General features: G+C 39.3%; 4 protein-coding genes. 1 reads left to right on the plus strand and 3 read right to left on the minus strand.

All coding sequences use genetic code 11. The annotated features are described in order from the left end of the window. The 3 genes from JW841_09145 to JW841_09155 form a co-directional block, all read right to left on the minus strand. The coding region (locus tag JW841_09145) for an ammonium transporter (GenBank protein MBN1961100.1) at positions 1-1,085 on the minus strand (1,085 nt) is incomplete at its 3' end. 352 nt (positions 1,086-1,437) lie between these two features. Further along, positions 1,438-3,963 (minus strand): HRDC domain-containing protein, encoded by a 2,526-nt coding sequence (locus JW841_09150; GenBank protein ID MBN1961101.1) that lies wholly within the window; start codon positions 3,961-3,963, stop codon positions 1,438-1,440. Positions 3,964-4,058: 95 nt separating this feature from the next. Continuing rightward, positions 4,059-4,304 carry a hypothetical protein gene (locus tag JW841_09155; protein MBN1961102.1) on the minus strand — a complete coding sequence of 82 codons (246 nt, stop codon included), beginning with the start codon at positions 4,302-4,304 and terminating at the stop codon, positions 4,059-4,061. Positions 4,305-4,446: 142 nt separating this feature from the next. Here JW841_09155 and tnpA point away from each other — a divergent pair. Continuing rightward, a partial coding sequence (tnpA, locus tag JW841_09160; protein ID MBN1961103.1) for an IS200/IS605 family transposase occupies positions 4,447-4,632 on the plus strand: 186 nt, incomplete at its 3' end.

Below are 4,632 nucleotides of genomic sequence, written 5' to 3' on the forward strand. Positions count from 1 at the left end.
ACTGCTAAGGTGCCAAAGACACCACAAGCACCATGTACTGATACGGCACCAACCGGATCATCAATATGCAATATTTTGTCGATGAAACCAACGGCTAGTACAACAATTATGCCAGCAATAGCGCCTATAATGATTGCAGAGCCGGGTGAAACTACCGCGCAAGGTGCGGTAATAGCAACTAAGCCTGCCAAGGCGCCGTTAAGGGTCATACTGGCATCAGGTTTTTTATACAATCCCCAAGCGGTAAACATGGCTGAAATGGTGCCAGCAGCAGCAGCTAAAGTGGTAGTAACTGCAATAGTAGCAATCGCTAGATTAGATGCAGAAACGGTACTGCCTGGGTTGAACCCAAACCAACCAAACCACAAAATAAAAACCCCTAAAGCTGCTAGGGGAATACTGTGGCCAGGAAAAGCACGCGATTCAGTGCGGCCATTATGTCGAATATATTTGCCAGTACGTGGGCCTAACATAAGTGCACCAACTAAGCCCGCCCAAGCGCCGACTGAGTGAACAACGGTCGAACCGGCAAAGTCAATCATACCTAATTTGCTTAACCAACCACCACCCCAAATCCAGTGACCAACGATGGGGTAGATAATCGCTGAGATTACAACACTATAAGCAAGATATCCGCTAAATTTGGTGCGCTCAGCCATGGCTCCTGAAGCAATAGTAGCAGCAGTCGCGGCAAACATTACTTGAAATAACCAAAAAGCAAGTTGCCAGAGACCGTCACCAGTGCTGGGATCTCCTGCAGATAAGAAAAAGCCACTAGTGCCAAACAAACCAAAAGCATCGGTACCAAACATAATGGCAAAGCCAACAGCCCAAAATACTATTGAACCAGCGCAAAGGTCGATGATGTTTTTCATAACAATGTTACAAGCGTTTTTAGTGCGGGTAAAACCAGTCTCCACTAATGCAAAACCAGCCTGCATAAAAAATACCAGAAATGCCGCAACTAACACCCAAACGGTGTCGAGAGCTTTGGCATTTGATGCAATCGTTGGATCAGCCGCCATTGCTGCGCTTGCCCACATCATTGCCGCCGTGAGCGTTATAATTGATATTACCTTCTTCATTTGCCGTCCTTTCTAATGTCTAATGCCTTGGCCTGTCGTTTTGCAGACGGCCGTATTATTTAATCGCCATGAGACGATGCCATTTAGGTATGCAAAGGACGGGCCAATTTTGTTGGTAGATGCTGCGATTAATAATTTGCTAGATAAAATAGGGAAGTTGTTACTTGTTATGACAATTGTTAATTATTTTAAATATTGTTAAAGGCCACCATCACGTAGTAAAGGGTTAGAGTTCCTACAAAATTGTAGTAATTATAACATAATAATGAATGTTATGTGCGTTTTAGCATATCATTAAAAAATTTTTATAATTAACAACCAGTCCCATGTCTTTGGAACTAAGACCGCGGGTTCAATCTGTTACATCCCCTTCATATTCTATATGCGCTAGTACCATTTTAAGCTCGCCGTACGAAAACTCATCATCAAAATGTGATTTTGCAGGAGTCAGCATCATTTTTTCTTGTGAGAGAAAGTATTTTTGGATTTTATGCACCTTGTCTGAAGACAAAAATTGGTCAATACTGAGTATACCGTTACTTATATGTTTAGCTATATGCCCTTCAATGGTTGATAGCGTTAGATTTCTTTCTGCTGCGATTTCATTAAGGGTTTTGCCCGACATAAAAAGGTCAAAGGTAACTTTTAAGGTATTTATCTTTTCTTTTTTACGTTGAGCCTTGCCTTCGTTGAGCGGCGTGTAATCGCATGCAAGCGGCGATCTGTTTGCTGTACTGTATTTTAAAATTATTTGTAATATCTCTTCACCAAAACACTCAACTTTCTTTTTGCCCATACCTTTAATTTCTTTAAGCGCTTTTAAAGAGGATGGCATAACTGTTGCAATTTGCATCAAAGTTTGCTGATGCATAATTACATATACCGGGACATTATTTTCTTGCGCCCTGTGGCGCCGCCAGTCTTTCAATTTATTGATAAGCGCATTATAGGCATCAAAAGCGCTGCTATCATCTGTTTTTAACTGATCCGAAGGTATTTTTTTCTCAATGGGTTTTTCAATGCATCCTTTGGCTCTAGCGACAAGATAATCATTTAGCAAAAAACCTTGTCTGCATGACTTAAGGCAGGCAAGTTTTTTTTGCATTTCTTCCTGACATCTTCGTAGACTATCATTTATGGCTTTGTGTATTTCTTTGTTATCAAAATCAATCGTATCATTCACGACTTCCGTCTCAGTAGCACATGTTTGCAATAGATCGATAAAATATCTAGTCGCTTTTTTGACTTTATCTTGAAGTTTTAGGTTTAATTCTATCTCTGTATTTTCGCATAGCAGATTTTTAATTTGCATGGTGAATTTAACGGCTATTGCAAATATTTGCGTACTAATTATCGTATCTATGGCCCGAAAAGATTCTAACAATTTGGCTAATAGTTTTTCTTGGTTTTTATTAAGCAGATTCAGACAATATCTCGACCGGTTTTTAAGAAGAGAAAAATTAAAGAGCTCATATAGAAGTGAATGCTGGTACAAAACGGCAGCTTGCTGCAACTGCTCTTTGTTTGGTTGATTCAGCCGCACCTTTTGTGAAAATTCAGACACTAAATTATTTTTTATTAAAACGTTAGGAGAAAGTTTTGTCGTTAAAAACAACCCTTCTAATGTTTTGCACCTGCTGAGGGCCACGTAGACCTGACCATGGGCAAAAGCCGAAGCAGCATTAATTATCACCTTATCGAATGTCAGACCCTGGCTCTTGTGGATGGTGATGGCCCACGCGGCTTTAAGGGGATACTGGGTAAATGTTCCTATTACGGTTTCTATGATTTCACTTTTTTCATTTAAACCGTAGCGTGCATTTTGCCATTCTTCGGGTTTAACTGTGATTGTTGTGTTATCATCAGAACATTTTACGAATATGCTGTCTTCTTTGATGGAGATTACAGTTCCGATTTTGCCGTTGAAATAACGCTTTTGTGCAGATGAGTCGTTTTTAACAAACATGACTTGAGCGCCAATTTTTATATTCAATTCATAATCGGTGGGATAAGAATATTCTGGGAATTCGCCATCTATTTGAGACGTAAATGTAAACGATTTACCCCCAAGTTTGTTCATACGTTCTTGGTTTATTTGTTTTGCTTGATAGTTATGGGTAGTGAGGATGATGCATCCTTTTGCTTTTAAATCTATGTCTTTTTCAAACCGCTTGTTGAGCATCGCGAATGTTTCAAGATTTTTATCGGCACGGCGTACTCTGTTGAGCAGATCTATGAACTCAGGGTCGCTTTGTCGATATATCTGTTTGAGTTCGATGGTGACATAGTTTGAGTTTTTAAGCGCTTTGCTGCCGAAGAAAAAAGGTGTATTATAATATGGTTTAAGAATATTCCATTCATCATCTTTTATGACTGGTGCTAATTGTTGGATATCGCCGATCATGAGGAGCTGCACACCACCAAACGGTTTAGTGCGGTCACGAAACTTTCTTAATATCTCGTCGATGCCATCAAGTAGATCAGCACGCACCATGCTGATTTCGTCAATGACGATTAGATCGACACTTCGTATAATATTGAGTTTTTCGCGGCTGAAGCGGTGAAATTTTGCGGATAGTCCATTTTTAAAATCGCCATCGCCATCGGCCATTAGTGTTGATGCTTCTGTGGGAAGCCAAGGTCCGAAAGGCATTTGAAAAAATGAGTGAATCGTAACCCCGCCGGCGTTTATGGCGGCAACGCCGGTGGGCGCAAGTACAACCATACGCTTTAGTGAGGATTTTTTTAAATTGCGAAGAAATGTGGTTTTGCCGGTGCCAGCTTGGCCAGTAAGAAATACGTTTTTTGCAGTGTTTTGAACAAAGCCGTAGGCTAGCAAGAGTTCGGGATTGTCTGTATTAGAATTTTGCATAAACATACCCCCAGTGTTTTGCTTGAACTAACTATATGATTATTAAATCAATTGCTAGTGTTCAACTTGCAGCTTTGGCCATAATTAATAAACTTTAAAGCTTAGAAAAAAGTTTTATAAAGTAGCAAACAAGCCACAAGCAAATATAGTATGCCAATGATTTGAGCTTTAAAACCAGTTATCGATTTAATATCACCAGCATTATTAAAATTTCTTCTGCCGCTGAGGAATGTTTTTTTATTTTTAATACCAATTATGCCGAGATATCCTAAAAAGCCTGATACACCTAGCATAAGCAAAATTATAATCACATTGGTACCACCGCTAACAGTAGTTGCGTCAGCCATTGTACCCTCCTATTTGCTTCTGTAACCATATGTTTATATATAAATAACACATGAATTAATATAATTAATAAAACAAAGAAAATATTATTGCTTACTGTCTCATGCTGGGATGGTCAAAGCCCCCGCCTTACATCTTCATCTAGTGTGGTGTACTAAGTATAGGCGTAAGGCCTTAAAAGGTAATATAGGATTAAGACTTCGTGAAATTATTCGTCAAATATGTGGTGACCACGATGTCATTATAATGCGAGGTCATATATCAAAAGATCATGTTCATTTATTTATATCAATACCGCCACAAGTATGTATCAGTCGTTTAATGCAATAT

This window comes from Deltaproteobacteria bacterium (assembly GCA_016931625.1).
Classification (GTDB): domain Bacteria; phylum Myxococcota; class XYA12-FULL-58-9; order XYA12-FULL-58-9; family JAFGEK01; genus JAFGEK01.